Genomic DNA, 18520 nt, shown 5'->3' with positions numbered 1-18520 from the left:
TTAAAATAGAAGCTACTTGCGCTGACGGTTGTAGGGTTTGGGATCGATTTGGCTTGAAATCCTGAGTGCCGAGCCGATCCAGGTGTGCCGAGGCACATACGTCGAGGCTGCGCCGCAGACGGAGCCGAGGGCTCGTCGGTCTCAGCCGTCCGCCAGTCGACCAGCCGCCACGCCGCGCAGAAAACCCAGGATCGCGCGGTCGACGCCGATCGGCTCCAGCAGCGTGGCCAGCAGCATCAGGTCGCGCGCGGCGCCGATGCGGGTTTGCAGTTCGGTGGCCTGCTCTGCCCAGCGGCGCGTGCGGCGCTCGGGCAGCACTTCGGCCAGCCCTTGCAGCACGTAGCGCGTGCGCTTGGCCAGCAGGCGCACGCGGTGCTGGTGTTCGCTGGCGTGGTCGTTGGCGCCCGGTGCTTCGGGTGCATTGGCGGAGGTGTCGAGCTCGCGCACTTCGTGCTTCAGGCGGCGGTGCAGGCGCTGGGTGCGCTCGCGCGCCCACTGCGCCAGCGGTGCTTGCGCGCCCTCGGTCTGCGCGACGGCCTGCGGCAGGGCGTGCAGCCAGCGCTCCAGTTGCAGCAGCGCACGGCCGGTGGGCGGGGTCTGCAGCACGGCCAGCAGCCCGGCGCGGCGGATGCGGCGCTCGGCCAGCACCGCCGCTTCCATGGCCTGCCATTGCTCGGCGCGTTCGGGGTCGCCATCGACATAGGCGTCGGACCAGAGGGGCAGGCTTTCCAGACCGGCCACGTCCAGATCGCGCGTGCTGCCCAGCGCCTTGAGCAGCGGGCCCAGCGCGGCGCCGTGGGGCAGCGGATGCGCCCCTAGCAGGGGTTTGAACAGCCACAACGCGCTGCGCCAGCGGCGCCAGCCGACGCGCGCCTGGTGCACCAGCTCAGACCCGTCGGCGTGCAGGATGCCGCCCAGGTTGTCCAGGAACTGACCCAGCGCCTCGCCCAGCACGGCTTGGGCGGCGGCGGTGACGGTCATCTGGCGAGTGAGCGGCGGTGTGCGGGCGCGGCGTGGCGCGTGGCTGGTGCCGGCCAGCAGACGCCAGCCACGCTCGGCCTTGCTCAGGCTGGCGGGCAGCACGGGGATGTGTTGCGCGATCTGGTCGGCCAGCGCAAACAGCGCGTCGGGCTGGCCTTCGAGCAGTTCGAGCTCGAGTTCACACAGATCGACGGAGAGTTCGGCGGACGCGCCGTCGACGGACGTCGCTGCCGGAGCCCGCACGCGGCCGATGTCCAGTACCAGCTCGATCCGGCTGCCGTCGGCGCCTGGCAGCGCGCGCAGGGTGCGCGTGGCTTCGGTGGCGAAGGCAGGCGCCAGCTGCGGCCAGAGCGCACCGTCGGCGTCAAGCGCGGCCCAGGGCGGTGTCGCCTGCAGGGCGGTGCGGTCCAGCGCATGGTCTGCCAGTGGCGTCTCCCATTCGCCGCGCTGGCTGAGGCCGCCCGAGGCGCCGTCGGCGGTCTTGAGCGTTTGCAGCCAGCGCACGGGGGCGCCGTCGGTTTCGAGCCGGCGGATGCGCAGCGCCGCGCGTGCGCGGTGCAGGGCCTGGTCGGGGGTGTCGAAGTAGGTGTTGGTGAGGCGCTGCTCACTGACCCGAACGCCGGCGAGGCCCGGCAGCGCGGCCAATTGCTCGCCGATGCGCGCAGGGTCGGCGCCTGGCAGCGCGAGCTTGAGCTCGGTTTCCTGGGGCTGCGCCGGGCCGTCGGCTGCCGACGCCGGAGGAGAGGAAGGGGTGCGTCGGCTCATGGTCAAGTATGAAAGAAAAAGGTCTGTGGCGCTACAACCATCGGCGCAGGTAGCTACTTAAAACATAGCGCTCTATGGGCTCGCGATCTGGGCGGCAATGCGGTGACCTCCGGTGGCTCAGCGCAGACCACCGCCTGCGTCGCCCTCGGCGCGCTGGATCAGCTCGACCTTGTAGCCGTCGGGGTCGGTGACGAAGGCGATCACGGTCGTGCCGCCCTTGACCGGGCCCGCTTCGCGTGTGACGTTGCCGCCAGCGGCCTTGATCTTCTCGCACGCAGCGTAGGCGTCGGGCACAGCCAGTGCGATGTGGCCGTACGCGGTGCCCATGTCGTAGCTGTCGGTGCCCCAGTTGTAGGTCAGCTCGATTTCGGCTTGGCCGGGGTTGCCGCCGTCGTAGCCGACGAAGGCGAGCGAGTACTTGTATTCGGGGTTTTCGGAGGTGCGCAGCAGCTGCATGCCCAACACCTGGGTGTAGAAGTCGATGGAGCGCTGCAGATCGCCCACGCGCAGCATGGTGTGGAGAAGTCTCATGCAGCCATTGTGCCTGCCTCACATGACAGGCGTGAAAACACACCCCATATGACCGGGGCGTGTCAAGTCGGGGATGCGCGCTAGGCATTGCGCAATTTATTTAATACATTAAACGTTGCAACCCGTCGCGCCTAGGGGAGCCCCGAGATCGCGCTGCGCACCCGGTAGGTAGACTAGCCGGCCCGAAAACGTGTGCGTATGTGCCAGCCTGGCGGCCGTGACGCCCGGGATCATGAACAACGAGAGGAGAGCGGTGCTGCATGACCACCGAGCAACGAATGCGTGAAGGCCCTGTAGGGCGCGCACTGCACGTGCTGTGCGACGTCTGCGCCGTGATCGGCGGCGCCGTGCTGATCGCCATGGCCGCCATGACCGTGGTCAGCGTGATCGGGCGCACTTTCTTCGACAGCCCTATCCTGGGCGACGTCGAACTGGTGCAACTGGGTCTGGCGGTCTGCGTGGCGACCTTCCTGCCTTACACGCAGTTTCGCAGCGCCAACATCATCGTCGACTTCTTCACCGCCAAGGCTTCGCTGCGCAGCCAGCGCTGGATGGACGGCCTGGGTTGCCTGCTCTACGCCGGCATGACCGCGCTGATCGCCTGGCGCGTGTACGCCGGCGGCGTGATGAGCCAGGAGAACCAGGAAGCGTCCATGCTGATGAACCTGCCGCTGTGGATTCCTTACATGCTAATGGTGCCCGGCCTCGTGCTGTGCACCCTGGTGGGCCTGTACCAGGCGTTCATCTACTGGACGCAACCGGCCGATGAACAGGTGAGTGCGTCATGAGCGCGCCGGGCCGTTCCCAAGCGCGTACCCCGCAGTGCGCAGTACGGAGGGGTTGCCCCGGTCGCGCGCCGGGCCGTTCCCAAGCGCTCATTCCGCAGCGCACAGCGCGGAGGGACGTTCGATGAGCACCTTGACCATCGGCCTGATGCTGTTTGTGGCCATGTTGCTGCTGATGGCCATCCGCGTGCCGATCGCCGTGGCTATGTTCGTGCCCGGCGCCATCGGTTATGTGATGCTGTCGGGCTGGGACCCGCTGATGGCGCACTTGCGCGGCGCGGTGTACGGCCGCGTGTCGGTGTACGACCTGTCGGTGATTCCGCTGTTCATGCTGATGGGGGGCTTTGCCGTCAACGGCGGGCTGTCCAAGGCGCTGTTCGACTTCGCCAACTCGCTGCTCGGTCGCTTCAAGGGCGGCATGGCGATGGCCGGCATCCTAGCCTGCGCGGCGTTCGGGGCGATTTCGGGCTCCACGGTGGCGACCACGGCGACCATCGCTCAAGTGGCCTACCCGGAGATGCGGCGCATCAACTACTCAGGCCGGCTGGCCACCGCGGCCCTGGCCACCGGCGGCACCATGGGCGTGCTGCTGCCGCCTTCGGTCACCCTGATGGTCTACGCCATCCTGACCGAGCAGAACATCACCAAGACCTTCCTGGCCGCCTACGTGCCGGCCATCCTGGCTGCGCTGGGTTACTTGGTGGTCATTGCCATTTACGTGCGCCTGCGGCCCGACCAGGCGCCCGAGGCGCGCGCCGCCAGCGGTGCGGAGGTGATGCAGGCCGGCGCCAAGGTCTGGCCGATCGCGCTGATCTTCCTGGCGGTGTTTGGCGGCATTTACGGCGGCATTTTCACGCCGACCGAGGGCGCGGCCATCGGCGCCACGCTGACCTTCGTCATCACGCTGATCCAGCGTCAGCTGACGCTGAAGAAGGCGATCGAGTCGATCCGCACCACGGCGGTGACGTCCGGCATGATTTTCATGATCTTCATCGGCGCGGACATGATGAACGCCTCGCTGGCGCTGTCGCAGCTGCCCAACCAGATGGCCGACATGATTGCCCACGCCCAGATCCCGCCGGTGGTGGTGATGGCGGTGATCATGATGTTCTACGTCGTGCTGGGCTGCGTGATGGACGAGATGTCGATGATCCTGCTGACGGTGCCGGTGGTGTTCCCGGTCATCATGGGCATGGACTTCTACGGGCTGGACACGTCCGACAAGGCGCTGTGGTTCGGGATACTCATTCTTACTGTTTGTGCCATCGGCATGATCTTCCCGCCAGTGGGATTGAACGTTTATGTCATGAACGGCTTGGCCAAGGACGTGCCCATGGTCGAGACCTACAAGGGCGTGTTCATCTTCCTGGCCTGGGACTTCATCCGCCTGGCCCTGCTGATCCTGTTCCCCGGCATCACCCTGTGGTTGGTGCACCTGCTGACCTGACCGATTTTTTCAAGGAGACAACGCCATGGCTTCACCCCTCAATCGACTCATTGCTGCCGCCGCGCTGGCCTTGGCGGCCGGTGGCGCCGCGCACGCGGAAACGGTGCTCAAGGTGCACCACTTCCTGCCTTCGGGCTCAAGCTCGCACCAGAAGATCATCGCGCCCTGGTGCGCCAAGATCGAGAAGGAATCCGGTGGCGAGCTGAAGTGCCAGATCTACCCCGCCATGCAACTGGGCGGCACGCCGCCGCAGCTGCTGGACCAGGTGCGCGACGGCGTGGCGGACATCGTGTGGTCGGTGCCGACCTACTCGGCCGGCCGCTACACCAAGTCGGAAGTGTTCGAGCTGCCCTTCATGGCGATCAACGCCAAGCAGGGCTCGCAGGCGCTGTGGGATTACGTGCAGAAGAACGCGCTGGATGAGTACAAGGGCATCAAGCCGCTGTTCATGCACACGACCGAAGGCTACGTGCTGCACAGCAACAAGCCCATCCACAAGCTGGAGGACATGAAGGGCAAGAAGATCCGCACGGCCACGCGCATCTCGGCGCGCATGATGGCCGCGATGGGTGGCACGCCAGTGCAGATGCCGCTGCCGCAGGTGCCGGACGCGCTGTCCAAAGGTGTGGTGGATGGCGTGCTGGTGCCGTGGGAAGCGATTCCCGCCACCAAGCTGCACGAGATCGTGAAGTACCACCTGGACGCGCCGATCGGCTCGCCGCGCTTTGCCAACACCATCTTCATCTTCGGCATGAACCAGGCCAAGTACGACAGCCTGTCGCCCAAGCTCAAGAAGGTGATCGACGACAACTCGGGCCTGGCTGCGTCGGCTTGGGCGGGCGAGGAAGGCTTCGACAACATCGTCGCGCCGTATTCCAAGCTCGCACGCGACCGCGGCAACACCATCTCGGTGATCGAGCCGGCCGAGTTGGCGCGCTGGGAAAAGGCCACGGCCAATGTCGATGAGATCTGGCTGAAGGACGCCCAGGCCAAGGGCTACGACGGCAAGAAGCTGATCGATGAGGCCAAGGCCCTGCTGAAAAAGTACGCACCGACCAAGTAATGGAGGAAGGCGCGACCGGCTGCTGCCCCGCGCGCTGAGGGAGGAGCCGCTGCTGGCGCAGCGGCTTTTTTATGGCCAAATAGGTCGCCTGCCCTTGTCAGAAAAGGGCAGGGGGCTATTGATTTGGAAGCGCATCGTGCAACCTGGAGAGTCGTTGCGCCCAGTCGCTCGCTCTGTGATGTCACCTGAGGCGGCTCCAGGCCTGTCGATCATCGAGTTCACCTCGCTGCCAGCACGAGCCCTTGCGGAGCAAATAGCGCCGATGGCACCGGGGCTGTAAGCATGGTGCCGATCCCTTCTGCGCGCCATCCACCGGTGCAAGTATCAACACCGGGCAAACGACCGCATGCGGACAGCTCCATCATCTCCCTGGGGTATGGACAGTCGGTCACGTCCTGATACAGTGCAGCATAGTGGCGCGGGACGGTCTGGCGCCGATCTTTCATTGATGCCGTGATCCGATTTTTTCTGTTGTTCCTGACCATTCAGGCGGTGCTTTTTGGCGTCGAAATGCTGACGGTCGTTCAGGCGGCGGTGGTGCAGCCCTGGACCAGCTGGGTCGCCAAGGCCAGCGCGCTGATCGTCCACGTGTTCGATCCGAGCGTGATCTCCCAGGGCCGCGTGCTGCAGAGCTCGCAGACCGGGTTTGGCGTGTCGATCGAGCCGGGCTGTAATGGCATCGAGGCGGCTGTGGTGCTGATCGCAGCCATCGTGGCGTTTCCATCCAGTTGGAAAATGAAGCTCTGGGGCATAGGCGTGGGCTTCATCGCGGTGCAGGCTGTCAACCTGATCCGCGTTGTCAGCCTGTTCTTCCTCGGCCAGTGGAACATTCAGGTGTTCGAGTTTGCGCACCTCTACATGTGGCAGGCGCTGATCATGCTCGACGTGCTCGTGGTGTGGTTGCTGTGGATGCGCTACGTCGCCAAGCACGACGGTGTCCGCGACACCCCCGCCACGGCGGCGGCCTGAAAGCAGGCGGTTGCGCATGGATCGCCGTGCCACGCTGATCGGGCGGTTCCTGCTGCTGTCGGTCCTCGGCCTGATCGTGCTGATCCCGCTGTGGTACATGGCGGCGCCGCTGTTTGCCCGGCCCCCGACCTGGCTGGCCGGCAAGGCCATGGAGGCGCTGTTTCCCTGGGTCAAGGGCTTCGACCTGAAGGCCGCCACGTCCATTTTGTACACCTCGGTCCAGGTGCGCATGCGCGGGCCGTCGGGCGACGTGTTCGTCGAGGCCACACCATCGGCGCCGTACCCCATCCTGGGCTATGGCGTTGCGCTGATCTGGGCGATGCTCATCGCGTCGCGGACGCCGCGCTGGTGGTTGAAGGGGCTGGCTGCGACGGCAATTTTGTTCGTTTCGCAGGCGATCGGGATCTGCTTCGTCTGGCTGAAGAACCTGGTGGTGTCGATCGGCCCGGCCGCCATCGACTATCTGGGTGTGTCGCGCTTTCAGGCCAACGCCATCCTCTACGGCCATCAGTTCAGTGTCCTGATGATGACGCCGATGCTGCCCATCCTGCTGTGGCTTCTGTTCAACAAGCGCTTCGTAGCCGCGCTGTGGCTGGAAGCGGCGCTGGAGGGGCCTGGGGAAAAGAAAGCTTCAGCCCAGCACGACGTCGCGGTGAAGGAGCCGCAGGCCTGATCGCCTGAGCCCGTGCAGCCATCGGTGGCTGACGCTTACTGCACCAGTAGCTGCTCGATCGGCGCCAAGTCGTTGGCAGACAACACACCGCTGGCCTGCTTGAGGCGCAGCATGCCGACCAGCACGTCGTAGCGCGCCCGCGCCAAGTCGCGCCGCGTCTGGTAGAGCTGGCTTTGCGCGTTCAGTACATCGATGTTGATGCGCACGCCGACTTGGTAGCCCAGGCGGTTGGCTTCGAGCGCCGTCAGGCTGGACTGCTCGGCCGCTTCCAGCGCGGCGACCTGCCCGTGGCCGGACTGCACGCCGAAGTAAGCGGCGCGGGTGGCTTGGGCGACGTTACGCCGCGCGTTGTCAAGATCGGCTTGCGCCTTGTCTTCCAGCGACAGGGTTTCGCGCACCCGGTTCTGCACTGCAAAGCCGGCGAACAGCGGCCAGTTGAGCACCACGCCAATGCCAGCGTTGGTGCTGCGGTAGCGTGACCCTGGCGCCGCCGCAAACGCGGGGTTGCCGTCGGGGTAGCGGTTTTGCCCCACGCTGGCCTGCAGGTCGACGGTCGGCAGGTGACCAGTCTTGGCCTTGGCGGTTTCCAGACGCGCCAGTTCCTGCGCCATGCGCGCCTGCAGCACCGCGGGATGCTGGGCCTGTGCCTGCTCGACCCAAACATTCACGTCGTCAGGCTGCGGGCGCGGCAGGGTCACGGGCTGCACCAGGGGCCGTGGCTGCACGCCGGTGAGGCCGACCAACTGGTCCAGCGCGAGGCGCTTGACGCGCAGATCGTTGTCGGCGGCGATTTCCTGCGCCGTGGCCAAGTCAAATCGTGCCTGTGCCTCGCGGCTGTCGGTGATGGTCGCGTTGCCGACCTCGAAATTGCGCTGGGCTGACGCCAACTGCTCGGCCACGGCGGCCTTCAGCGCACGCACAAAGCCCAGGGCGTCCTCGGCCGCCAGCACATCGAAGTACGCCTGCGCCAGGCGCACGATCAGGTCCTGCTCAGTGCCGCTGACCTGCACCTGCGCCAGCTCGGCGCTTTTCTTGCCCTGGTCCCAGTTGATTCGGTTGGCTGGCCGGTACAGCGGCTGCGAGCCGACGATCGAGCCGTTCAGTGTGTTGAACGACACGCTGCCGCCCATGCCGCCGACCTGCGTGTCGGCCCAGTTGCGCTGCGCGCCCAATTGCAGGCCGACCTGCGGCAGCAGGCCGGCGCGGGCTTGGTCGGCGCGGGCCTGGCTGGCCTGCGCATTGGCCAGGGCGGATTGGTAGGGCGCGTCGTAACCGTGCGCGGTCTGGTAGAGCTGCAACAGCGACTGCGCCGCCGCCGGCGCGGGCGCCCCGAGCAGCGCGGCCACACAGGCCGTGCCAAGCACCTGCCAAACCGCTGATCGCAAGGGCGCCATGGCAGCAGCGATAGGTCGGTCGGTCAGGGCAGGGCGCGTCAGTAGCGCGGCACGCTGGGGTCGACCGGCAGCGCCCAGGCGTCGATGCCGCCGGCCACGTTGGCGACGCGCTCGAAGCCATGCTGGGCCAGGAACATCGCCACCTGCATGCTGCGACCACCGTGGTGGCACAGCACGGCCACGGGGCGGTCCGGGTCCAGCTCGGCCAGGCGCGCGGGCAGGGTCTGCATCGACATCTGAAGCAGCTCGGCGCCGGCCGGGCGCACGCTGGCGGCTTGCCATTCGGCCGGCTCGCGCACGTCCAGCAGCAGCGGCGCGCCGTCCGCGGACGCGGCCTCGAACCAAGCGGGCAGTTGGCCCGGAGTGACTTGCTCAATCATGCTCTAACCCGCTCCCAATATGCGCAGACAGCTTCAAAATTTGAAGCGCGACGGCTCGGGGAAGTTCAGCAGGCGCGGGATGTTCTCGTCCCACGGCTGGGTCACCATGGCGCCGGTCTGGGCCTGCTGCGCCAGCGTGGCGCGCATGATCGGGTCTTCGCCCACGATCGCCATCAGGCGACCTCCGGGTTTCAGCAGGCCCATCAGCCGCTCTGGCAATTGGCCGACCGAGCCGGACAGCGCGATCACGTCAAACGGGCCGTCGGCCGACAGGTCGGCCGTGGCGCCATCGGCCACGCGCACTTCCACGTTCAGCACGCCGGCGCGCTGCAGGTTGGCGTGGGCAAAGGCGGCCAGCCCGTTGTCGAGTTCCAGTGTCAGCACCCGCTGGGCGCGGTGGCCGAGCAGGGCGGCCATGAAGCCGGAGCCGGTGCCGATTTCCAGCACCTTTTCATGCTTGGCGACCTGCAGGTCCTGCAGGATGCGCGCTTCGATGCGCGGCTCCAGCATGACCTGGCCCATGGCGATGCCCGCTTCGGTGTCCGCCAGCGGGATCTGCATGTCGGCAAACGCCAGGGCGCGGAACGCGGGGGGCACGAAGTCTTCGCGCTTGACCACGGCCAGCAGTTCCAGCACATGCGTGTCGAGCACGTCCCACGGACGAATCTGCTGCTCGATCATGTTGAAGCGGGCTTGTTCGACGTTCATGCTGCGCCCTCCAGGCGAAAAGTCGGTGTCATTCGGGATAACCCTTCATTTTATCGGCTTGGGCGGGCGCAGCCGTTTCCGGCGCGCGCCGCCAGCGCCGCCGCGCCCAATTGGCGAGATCGTCCAGGTAGCAGTACACCACCGGCACCACCACCAGGGTCAGCAGGGACGAGGTGATCACCCCGCCGATCACCGCCTGGCCCATGGGTGCGCGCTGCTCGCTGCCCTCGCTCACGGCAAAGGCCAGCGGCACCATGCCGAACACCATGGCCAGCGTGGTCATCAGGATGGGGCGCAGGCGCACCCGTGCGGCCAGCAACAGCGCCTGATCGCGCGGCAGCGGCTCGGTGTGTTCGCCGTCGCCCACGCGGCCCTCGCGCGCGCGAATGGCAAAGTCGACCAGCAGGATGGCGTTCTTGGTCACCAGGCCCATCAGCATGACGATGCCGATGATCGAGAACATCGACATGCTGGAGCCGAACAGCAGCAGCGCGAGCACCACGCCGATCAGCGTGAGCGGCAGCGAGGTCATCAGCGCCAGCGGCTGCAAAAAGCTCTTGAACTGGCTGGCGAGGATCATGTAGATGAAGATGATCGCCATGGCCAGCGCCTGCAGCGCGTAGGCGAACGATTCCTGCATGTTCTTGGTGGCGCCGCCAAAGGTGGTGGTGTAGCCGGGCGGGATCGCCATGTCGTTCAGCAGCGCACGGATGTCGCCCGACACCTCGCCCGTGCTGCGGCCCGCCACGTTGGCCGTGATCTGGATCTCGCGCAGCATGGCACGGCGGTTGATCTGGTTGGTGCCGGTGGCTTCGCTCAGCGTGGCCACCTGGTTCAGGCGCACGATGCGCGGCGTGCCATCGGCGTTGGCGCCGGCCGTGAGCGGCAGGCGTTCCAGGTCCTGCATGGTGGTGCGCGCCGCGGGCGCCAGCCGCACGATCACGTCGTAGGTCTGGTCGTCCGGCGCGCGCCAGTTGCCCACCGTGGTGCCGGCCACCAGGGTGCGCAGCGGCGCCGCCACCTGCGCGCTGGACAGGCCCAGCTCCGACGCCGCTTCGCGCTTGACGGTGACCTGCACCGTCGGCTTGTCCGGCTTGCTGCTGGAGTCGAGATCGACCAGGCCAGGAATCGCCTGCAGGCGTTCCAGCAGCGGGCGCGCCAGGCGCTCCAGCTCCGCCTGGTCGGGCCCCTGCAGCGAAAACTCGATCTGCTTTTGTCCGCCCACCGGCTCCATCACGCCCGACTGCGTCACCGTGATGCCGGGCACGGCGGCCAGGCGCTGGCGGAAGTCGGCGGCCAGCACCTCGGCGCTGCGGGTGCGCCCTTCGCGGTCGGTCAGGCGCACGTACAGGCTGGCGTTGGTCTTGCCCTGCGCCGCGCCGGTGTTGATGGTGGTCACGGTGTAGCGCACCTCGGGGTAGCTGCGCAGGATGGCGTCCACCTGGCGCGCCTTGGCCTCGGTCGCCTCCAGCGACGAGCCTTGCGGCGTGTAGAAGGCCACCGTGGTTTCGGAAAAGTCCGCCTTCGGCACGAATTCCGTGCCCAGCAGGCGCACCATGAACACGCTGGCCGCGAAGATCGCCGCCGCCACCAGCAGGGTCAGCGCCTTGTGCGCCAGCGACCAGGCCAGCAGGCGCTGGTAGGCGCCTGCCAGCGCTTCGGTGGCGCGGTCAAACCAGCCGGTCACGCGGCCCAGCGTGCGGTCGTACAGCGTTGCTGGCTGCTGCCCGCGCTGGCCGTGCGCGTGCATGGCCGGGTCTTCCCACACCGACGACAGCATCGGGTCCAGCGTGAAGGCGACGAACATCGAAATCAGCACCGCGGCCACGATGGTGATGCCGAATTCGTGGAAGAACTTGCCGATGATCCCCTGCATGAAGCCGATCGGCAGGAACACCGCGACGATCGACAGCGTGGTCGCCAGCACCGCCAGGCCGATCTCCTGCGTGCCCTGCATCGCCGCCGGCCACGGCGCCTTGCCCATCTGCGCGTGGCGCACGATGTTCTCGCGCACCACGATCGCGTCGTCGATCAGCAGGCCCACGCACAGGCTCAGCGCCATCAGCGTGATCATGTTGATGGTGAAGCCGAAGGCCTGCATGAAAAAGAAGGTGCCGATGATCGAGATCGGCAGCGTCAGCCCGGTGATCACCGTGCTGCGCCAGCTGTTCAGGAACAGGAAGACGATCAGCACCGTCAGCAGCGCGCCCTCGATCAGCGTCTGGCGCACGTTCTTCACCGCCACGCGGATCTGGCGCGACTGGTCGACCACCGGCTCCAGCTTCACGCCCGGGGGCAGCTCGGCCTTCAGCTGCGCGATGGCGGCGTTCAGCCCGTCCACCACCTCGATCGTGTTTTCGTCCTGCGCCTTCTGCACCGCCACCAGCAGCATCCGCTGGCCATTGAAGTGGGCCAGTGTCTCCAGCTCCTGGGCGCCGTCGTGCACGGTGGCGACCTGGTCCAGCGTGATGGCGCTGCCGCCGCGCCGCGCGACGATGATGCGGCCAAAGTCCTCTGGCCGCGTCAGCCGGCCTTCCAACTGCACCGTCAGCTCCTGCGCGCCGGTGCGCACGGGGCCAAGCGGCTGGTCCTGGTTCTCGCTGCGCACCGCCGCCATCACCTGCTCGGGCGTCACCGCCAGCGCCTCCAGCGCGGTCGGGTTCAGGTAGATGTGGATCTCACGCTTGGCGCCGCCCACCAGGTTGACGGCGCCCACGCCGCGCACGTTTTCGAGGCGCTTTTTGAGAACCTGATCGGCCCAGTTCGTCAGCTCAATCTGGGTGGGTGCCTTCTGGCCCTCTTTCGCATCCGGCAAGACGGCCAGCGACCACACCGCACGGCTGGCCGGGTCGAAGCGCAGCACGCGCGGCTCTTTCACCTCGTCGCGCAGCAGCGGACGCACCTGGCCGATCTTTTCGCGCACGTCGTCGGCGGCCTTGCGGCCTTCGATGTGCAGCTGGAATTCGATGATCACCACCGACATCCCCTCGTAGCTGCGCGAGTACAGCGAGTTGATGCCGGCGATCGAGTTGACGGCTTCCTCTACCTTTTTGGTGACTTCGCTTTCAACGATGGCGGGCGCCGCGCCGGGGTATTCGGTGGTGATCACGACCACCGGAAAGTCGATGTTCGGAAACTGGTCGACCTGCAACCGCTGCAGCGAAAACAGGCCCAGCACCACGAACGCCAGCATCACCATGGTGGCGAAGACCGGGTTGTTCAGGCTGACCTTGGTGAACCACATGGTGGCGGCGCGTGCTCGGATTTATGGATGAAATTGGTCTGCAGCGCCAAAGCCAATTGCGCGAGCAGCTATCAAAAACAGAGTGATTGAGAGGGTCATGACCTATTCAACCCGCCGCGGATGCGGGCGCAGGCGGCGCTGCGGCGGGGGCGAGCGCGCGCACCGCCGTGCCTTCGCGCAACGCGCCGGCGCTGCCGCGCAGCACCTGGGCGCCGCCCGCCACGCCTTCCACGGCCACCCAAAGTGCCCCGTCCACTTCGCCGCGCACGCCGGTGCGCACCGGCACGTGGGCGATGTGGCCGGCCTGCGCCACCTGTACGTAGGGCGTGGGCTTGTCGGTGCGCACGGCGTCCAGCGGCACGGCCAGCGCCTGCAGGCGCGCGGTGGCCAATTCGCCCTGCGCGAACAGGCCCTGACGCAGGCCGGGCTGCGGCGCCACTGTCAGGTAGACCAGCACGCTGCGGCTGCCGGCCTGGGCGCTGGGGTTGATGCGCGCCACGGTCGCCGTCACCGGCTGCGCCACACCTTCGATGTGCAGCGTGGCGCGCTGGCCCACGCGCACGGCCACCGAATCGGCGGGGCTGAGCGGCGCTTCCAGCTCCAGCTGGCGCAAGTCGACGATCTCGACGATCGGCGCCTCGGGCACCACGCGCTCGCCGGGTTGGGCCACGCGGCGCGCAATCTGCCCCGCGATCGGCGCGCGCACCACGGTGTCGGACACCGACTTGCGCGCCACCTCGGCCCCGGCACGCGCCGCGCGGTAGGTGGCCTGCGCCGCGTTCAGGGTGGACAAGGACGTGTCCAGCGCGGTCTGCGAGATGAAGCCGCGCTGCACCAGCGCGGCGTTGTTGTCGTACTGGCGCTGGGCGATGGCGACCTGCGCCTGCGCGGCGCTGGCCTGCTGCTCGGCCTGGCGCAGGCGGTCGGCATGGTCGCTGGAATCGATGCGCGCCAGCACCTGGCCGGCCTGCACGGCGTCGCCTTCGCGCACCGTGAGGCCCTGCAATTCGCCCGGCACGCGCGCCTTGACCAGCGCCGTCTGCACCGCCTTCAGCGCGCCCGACACCGGCAGGCCGGTTTGCAGATCGACCACGCGGGCGGTGGCCACATCGGTGGGCGCCAGCTCGATCACCGTCGCGCGCGGCGCACTGGCTGCGGCCGGCGCAGCCGCCTTGCGGGCCTGCCAGCCGCGCAAGCCGAACAGGGCGAGCGCCAGCAGGACAAGGACCAGCACGGCCCAGGCCAGGGCGCGACGTAAAGAGGGGTTCATGCGGTTTCGGGGGCGTGCAGGCTCAGCCCGCGCACCACCATGTCGGCGTGCTGGGCCAGCAGGGCTTGCGGGTCGGGCAGGGTGCCGGGCGGGCAGCAGGGCGCCAATGAAAAGCGCCAGGTGACCAGTTGCGCCAGCGGTGCGACGATCAGGTGCGCAGCGGCCTTGGCGTCCACCGGCCGGAATTCGCCGCGGTCGATGCCGCGCTGCACGATCCCGCGCACCAGGTCGTGGCTGGGCTGAACGACTTCGCCCTGGTAGTAGCGCGCCAGGTCGGGAAAGTTGGCCGCCTCGCCGATGATCAGCTTGGTGAGCCCGGCGGCGGGCGTGCCGCCGTACTGCGTCCACCAGCGGCGAATGAATTCGTGCACCAGCTCGGCCGTCGGGCCGGCGTACTCGGCCACTTGGCGCTGTGCGTCGGCCAGCGGGCGCCCCGCGTTTTCGTGCACCACGGCCTTGAACAGCGCTTCCTTGCTGGGGAAATACAGAAACAGCGTGCCCTTCGACACCCCGGCCTGCGCCGCCACTTCCTCGACGCGTGTGGCCGCGTAGCCCTTTTCAACGAACAGGGCGAGCGCGGCGTCCAGCAGCTCGCCCGCGCGCACCTGCTTGCGCTGGCTGCGCCGGGCGGCCGGCGTGGCGGGCGCGCGGGCAGCGGGGTAGGAGTGTGTCTGCATGAAAATGACCAACCGGTCAGTCATGCTACGGGGTGGCGGTCGCAGCGTCAACGACGATGGACAAGAACAGGTGGGTGGGTGCGCCGCACGGCGACGCGGCCGACGGCCCATCTCACCCACTGCTTGGGGCCAGAGCGGACATGCCGGACACGCGATCACACTCGGGTTCGCTATGAATACAGAAGCTGCTGGCGCTGGTGGTTGTAGCGCTGCAGCCAGATTTAGGTCATAAAAAAAGCGCCGGACGTCCCGTGTTCACGGTCGCGCCGCGCGCTAGTACAGCGTGGCCGGTGCGGTCGGATCCGCGGTTTCCGGCAGGCGCAGGCCGACGATCAGCACGCGCGCGCCGTCCATGGCGCGCACGCTGAGCTGTGCACCGCCGAGCGTCACCCGGTCGCCCACGACCGGCGGGCGGCTCAGGGCGCGGGCGATCCAGTGCTCCAGCGTCTCGTCGGCGTGGGCGCTCGAGCTGGCGGCGGGCTCGGGCAGGCCATAGAAGGCGCAGATGTCGGCCAGCGGGGCGCTGCCGTCCAGCGCAAAGTCGCCGTACAGCGCGCGGCGCCCGGCGTCGTCGGTCTCGTCGGGCAGGTTCAGCCCCAGCAGGCGCGCGCCGAGGGCAATGGTCGAGCCCTGCAGCAGCAGCGAGGCCAGCACCACCACAAAGGCCACGTTGAACAGCGTGCGTGCGCCGGGCACACCGGCCATCAACGGAAATACCGCCAGCACGATCGGCACCGCGCCGCGCAGGCCGACCCAGGCGATGTAGAGCACCTCGCGCGGCTCGAAGTGAAACGGCTTCAGGCACAGCCACACGGTGAGCGGCCGCGCCACCAGCATCAGGAACGCCGCCACGCCCAGCGCCGGGCCCAGGCTGGGCAGCATCTCGCGCGGGGTCAGCAGCAGGCCCAGCAACAGGAACATGCTGGCCTGGCTGAGCCAGGCGTAGCCGTCCAGCGCCGACAGCGCCGGCGCCACCGCGCCACGCGCCCGGGCGCGCGCCGTCACGCCCATGACGTAGACCGCCAGAAAGCCCGAACCGCCGACCCAGGTCGTCGCCGCGAACACCGCCAACCCGAGCGACACGCACAACAGCGCCAGAATGCCGCCGCCGCCCGGGCTGCCGCCGGGTTGGGCCAGGCGCGGGTAGGTGCGCCCGAGCAGCGCCGCCATCGCGAAGCCGCCGGCCAGCCCCGCCGCGCCGCCGATGCCGAATTGCTGCGCCAGCGTGCGCAGGGCGGCCAGCCAGGCGTCGGCGCCACTGCCGGCCTGGGTCCCACTGGCGTGGGCCAGCGCGATACCGATGAAGGCGATCGTCAGGTACACCGCCATCGGGTCGTTCATGCCCGACTCGATTTCCAGCGTGGCCGCCACGCGCTCGTTCAGCCGCACGCGCGACGAGCGCAGCAGCGCGAACACGGCGGCCGCGTCGGTCGAGCCGACGATCGAGCCCAGCAGCATCGCCAGGCGCCAGTCCAGGTCCAACAGCCACCACGCGCCCAGGCCGGTGAGCCCGGCGCTCATCACCACGCCCACGGTCGCCAGCAGCAGCGCCGGCCGCAGCCCGGTGCGGAAGGTGGCGAAATCGGTGCGCAGGCCGCCGTCCAGCAGGATCACCGCCAGCGCCACGTTGCCCACCCAGAAACTGAGGTTGATGTCGTCAAAGACGATGCCGCCCGGCCCGTCCTCGCCCGCCAGAATGCCCGCCAGCAGAAACACCAGCAGGAAGGAAAAGCCCGCGCGCGCCGACAGCAGCCCGGCCAGCACGCTGAAAAACACCATCAGCGACGCAGCCAGCAGCGGCAGGATGAGCATGTCCACGGCAGACGACATGCGCCTGAAACTAGCAGAAGGCGTGCCGAACGCGAAAACCTTTTTTTGCGCCCCAGCGTCGATTTCGCAGGTCAATTGCTACTGAATGAGTAGCTTTCAGCGCAGGTGGTTGTAGGGCTACAGGCCTATTTTTCTTGAAGCCTCAGTGTCACGGGCCCCCGCCGTGGCCAGTCACAGCGGCGCCGGTCAGGCCACCAGCGCCGGCGCCTGCATAGCCTCGATCTGGTCGGTCAGCACATGGATCTGGCCGCGCCAGTAGTCGGCGCTGCCGAACCACGGAAAGGCGGCGGGGAAGGCCGGGTCGGCCCAGCGCTGGGCCAGCCAGGCGCTGTAGTGGATCAGGCGCAGGGTGCGCAGCGGCTCGATCAGGGCCAGCTCGCGCCGGTCGAAGTCGCGCACCTGTTCGTAGCCGTCGATCAGCGCGCCCAGCTGGCGCTGCTGTTCGTGCCGTTCGCCCGACAGCAGCATCCACAAATCCTGCACGGCGGGGCCGGTGCGGCAGTCGTCCATGTCGACGAAGTGTGGGCCGCCACCGGGTGCGTCCAGCGGCGTCCACAAGATGTTGCCGGCGTGGCAGTCGGCGTGCAGGCGCAACGAGGCGATGGGCGCGATATCTGAGTCAAATTGACCCGTAGCCCTAGAGGGATCTGCGCGGGCAGCTGCGATTTCGATAGCGTTCTGGCTGACCTCAGCCCACTCAGCTTGCACCTCGGGTGCGACCGCACCGTGCGCCAGCAGCCAGTCGCGCGGCGTGCGGCCGTGGGTGTCGGCGTCGATCGCCGGGCGTTCGGTAAAAGACGCCGCGGCGCCCACGACGTGCAGGCGCGCCAGGAAGCGGCCGATGGCCTCCAGCGTGTCGGGGTCGTCCAGTTCGGGCGCGCGCCCACCGCGGCGCGGGCTGACGCTGAACAGAAAGCCCGCGTGCTCGTGCAGCGTGCGCCCGTCCAGCATCAGCGGGCCGACCACCGGCACCTCGGCCGCCATCAGCTCGGCCGAGAAGCGGTGCTCTTCGCCGATCTGCTCTGGCCGCCAGCGGCCCGGGCGGTAGAACTTCAACACCACCGCGGGGTGCATGTCGGCCAACGGCGTGCCGGGCTCCAGGTGCGCCAAGTAGACGCGGTTTTCGTAGGAGTTGAGCGGCGTGAGCCGCCCGTCGGCCATCAGCCCGACGGCGGACAGCGCGTCGACGACCAGGTCGGGGGTGAGGGCATCAAACGGGTGCGCAGCGGGTGAACTCATGCGCCGATTGTGGCCCGCGTCGGGGTGCCGGGCGGCGCGCGGCGCGGCTCAGGGCTTCTTGGCGGGCTTGGGCGGTTCCGGCTTGCTCATTTCTTCGGTGCACTCGCCGATGTAGCGGCCTTCGCCTGCGATGGTCACGCGGCCCTTGCCGCCGCCACCGCGTTCGACGTCCTGCACCATTTGCGTGGTCAGGCGGTCGGCGGTGGCGCTGTTGCGCAGGCGCGCCCGCAGGCGGCTGCCGTCGGCCAGCTCGCAGGCCATGACCCAGGACGCGCTGTCGCCGTCGCGCTGCAGGTCTTCCGACGTGCACTTGGCCTGGCGCGCGGCCATGCGTTCGTCGTCCAGGCCGGGGCTGAGGTAGGGCTCGGCCGCCAGGAATTCGCGCGTCAGGCAGATCTTCAGCGTGTGGCGGCCCATCTGCTCGACCGGCTGGCCTGCCAGCTCGCGGGTGATGCTGCTGGTCATCTCCCAGCCGCCGGGCGTCATGATTTTCTGGGCCATGGCCGGTGGCGCCACCACGCAGGCGGCAAGCAGGGCAAGCGGGGCAAAGGCGACGGGGCGCAT

Annotated in this window: 16 protein-coding genes; 5 read left to right on the top strand and 11 right to left on the bottom strand. The window is 68.1% G+C overall.

Translation table 11 applies throughout. The features are described from left to right. Positions 1-141: 141 nt before the first annotated feature. The gene (locus tag FVQ98_RS12950; RefSeq protein WP_147913869.1) at positions 142-1746 is read right to left on the bottom strand and encodes a CYTH and CHAD domain-containing protein; all 1605 of its coding nucleotides are present in this window, start codon (positions 1744-1746) and stop codon (positions 142-144) included. Positions 1747-1863: 117 nt separating this feature from the next. Beyond that, the gene (gloA, locus tag FVQ98_RS12945) at positions 1864-2277 is read right to left on the bottom strand and encodes a lactoylglutathione lyase (protein WP_147913868.1); all 414 of its coding nucleotides are present in this window, start codon (positions 2275-2277) and stop codon (positions 1864-1866) included. A 260-nt stretch (positions 2278-2537) separates the two neighbouring features. On the opposite strand from gloA, the gene FVQ98_RS12940 reads away from it, so the two are divergent. From FVQ98_RS12940 to FVQ98_RS12920, 5 genes are all read left to right on the top strand, one after another. Then, entirely contained in the window at positions 2538-3065 is a 528-nt protein-coding gene (locus FVQ98_RS12940; protein ID WP_255507770.1) for a TRAP transporter small permease, read from the top strand. Positions 3066-3186: 121 nt separating this feature from the next. After that, positions 3187-4509: a TRAP transporter large permease gene (locus FVQ98_RS12935; RefSeq protein ID WP_147913867.1), complete on the top strand. Its 1323-nt coding sequence runs from the start codon at positions 3187-3189 to the stop codon at positions 4507-4509. A 25-nt stretch (positions 4510-4534) separates the two neighbouring features. After that, entirely contained in the window at positions 4535-5572 is a 1038-nt protein-coding gene (locus tag FVQ98_RS12930; protein WP_147913866.1) for a TRAP transporter substrate-binding protein, read from the top strand. A gap of 453 nt (positions 5573-6025) precedes the next feature. Continuing rightward, positions 6026-6541, top strand: coding sequence for an exosortase H (gene xrtH / locus FVQ98_RS12925; protein ID WP_147913865.1), 516 nt, complete (start codon positions 6026-6028; stop codon positions 6539-6541). Between the two features lie 16 nt (positions 6542-6557). Continuing rightward, a complete protein-coding gene (locus tag FVQ98_RS12920; protein ID WP_147913864.1) occupies positions 6558-7214 on the top strand; it encodes an exosortase H-associated membrane protein in 657 nt (218 codons plus the stop codon). Positions 7215-7249: 35 nt separating this feature from the next. On the opposite strand, the gene FVQ98_RS12915 is transcribed toward FVQ98_RS12920, so the two are convergent. The 9 genes from FVQ98_RS12915 to FVQ98_RS12875 form a co-directional block, all read right to left on the bottom strand. Next, positions 7250-8608 carry a TolC family outer membrane protein gene (locus FVQ98_RS12915; protein ID WP_147913863.1) on the bottom strand — a complete coding sequence of 453 codons (1359 nt, stop codon included), beginning with the start codon at positions 8606-8608 and terminating at the stop codon, positions 7250-7252. A 38-nt stretch (positions 8609-8646) separates the two neighbouring features. Next, positions 8647-8988: a rhodanese-like domain-containing protein gene (locus FVQ98_RS12910; RefSeq protein WP_147913862.1), complete on the bottom strand. Its 342-nt coding sequence runs from the start codon at positions 8986-8988 to the stop codon at positions 8647-8649. Positions 8989-9021: 33 nt separating this feature from the next. Further along, on the bottom strand, positions 9022-9696 hold the full coding sequence (locus FVQ98_RS12905; protein ID WP_147913861.1) for a protein-L-isoaspartate O-methyltransferase family protein: 675 nt from the start codon (positions 9694-9696) through the stop codon (positions 9022-9024). A 28-nt stretch (positions 9697-9724) separates the two neighbouring features. Continuing rightward, the gene (locus FVQ98_RS12900) at positions 9725-12940 is read right to left on the bottom strand and encodes an efflux RND transporter permease subunit (protein ID WP_147913860.1); all 3216 of its coding nucleotides are present in this window, start codon (positions 12938-12940) and stop codon (positions 9725-9727) included. A 106-nt stretch (positions 12941-13046) separates the two neighbouring features. Next, positions 13047-14210 (bottom strand): efflux RND transporter periplasmic adaptor subunit, encoded by a 1164-nt coding sequence (locus FVQ98_RS12895; protein WP_147913859.1) that lies wholly within the window; start codon positions 14208-14210, stop codon positions 13047-13049. Then, complete coding sequence (locus FVQ98_RS12890) at positions 14207-14887, bottom strand: TetR/AcrR family transcriptional regulator (protein ID WP_147913858.1); 681 nt, start codon at positions 14885-14887, stop codon at positions 14207-14209. Before FVQ98_RS12890 ends, FVQ98_RS12895 begins: the two co-directional genes overlap by 4 nt. Before the next feature lie 273 nt (positions 14888-15160). Beyond that, a complete protein-coding gene (locus FVQ98_RS12885; RefSeq protein ID WP_147913857.1) occupies positions 15161-16717 on the bottom strand; it encodes a potassium/proton antiporter in 1557 nt (518 codons plus the stop codon). Between the two features lie 186 nt (positions 16718-16903). Beyond that, a complete protein-coding gene (locus FVQ98_RS12880; protein WP_147913856.1) occupies positions 16904-17956 on the bottom strand; it encodes a serine/threonine protein kinase in 1053 nt (350 codons plus the stop codon). Between the two features lie 48 nt (positions 17957-18004). Next, a complete protein-coding gene (locus FVQ98_RS12875) occupies positions 18005-18520 on the bottom strand; it encodes a DUF3617 domain-containing protein (RefSeq protein ID WP_147913855.1) in 516 nt (171 codons plus the stop codon).

Source organism: Ottowia flava (assembly GCF_008017535.1).
Classification (GTDB): domain Bacteria; phylum Pseudomonadota; class Gammaproteobacteria; order Burkholderiales; family Burkholderiaceae_C; genus Ottowia; species Ottowia flava.
Note: the sequence above shows the minus strand (reverse complement) of the source record. Positions and strands in the feature narration are given on the sequence as shown.